Origin of the sequence: Geobacillus sp. LYN3 (genome assembly GCF_003064505.1) — a bacterium.
Lineage (GTDB): Bacteria > Bacillota > Bacilli > Bacillales > Anoxybacillaceae > Parageobacillus_B > Parageobacillus_B toebii.
Genome location: NZ_QCWL01000098.1, coordinates 1 through 485, shown reverse-complemented (window position 1 = coordinate 485; position 485 = coordinate 1). Strand labels below are relative to the sequence as shown.

1 pseudogene is annotated in these 485 nt (G+C 48.6%); it reads right to left on the bottom strand.

Annotation, left to right across the window (positions count from 1 at the left end):
* Nucleotides 1-388: pseudogene (locus tag DCC82_RS17255) on the bottom strand (UPF0236 family transposase-like protein); the annotation flags it as partial.
* Nucleotides 389-485: the final 97 nt, after the last annotated feature.

Here is a 485-nt window from a genome sequence, read left to right as displayed (position 1 = left end):
ATGGCTCATCACCGGATACCCGACCATCTGAGCAAGCGTACGAGCCGCTTTGCGATAGGAAGAGCACTCCACCGCCAATCCCACCGCCGTTTCTTCTAGACAAGGGCTGATTGACTGCGATCCATCAAACGCTAAAAAGGAATCAAGCAAAAACGTGTAACGGTTTTGTTCCCGGTCTAAATAGTAGTTCCGCTCAAAGGTGACTTCGCCAAACAGGGTTTGAATCGTGGTGCGTCGTTTGTCTTTCAAGTGGTATCGGCGCNCGGTCGATGTCCTCCAACAGAGCCGTAAACAGCTCGGCGAAGGCGTTTTGCAAGGCTCGAAACAAATCAAGTTCGATCTCTTTCCATGACAACGAATTTGTGGTAAGATGTTGTTGAATATTCATGGGACTCTCTCCTCCTGTTTGATAGTGTGGTCAATGAATATCTTACCAGGGAGAGAGTCCTTTTTTCATGTTTCCTGCTTGGGATCCTACCGCGCTT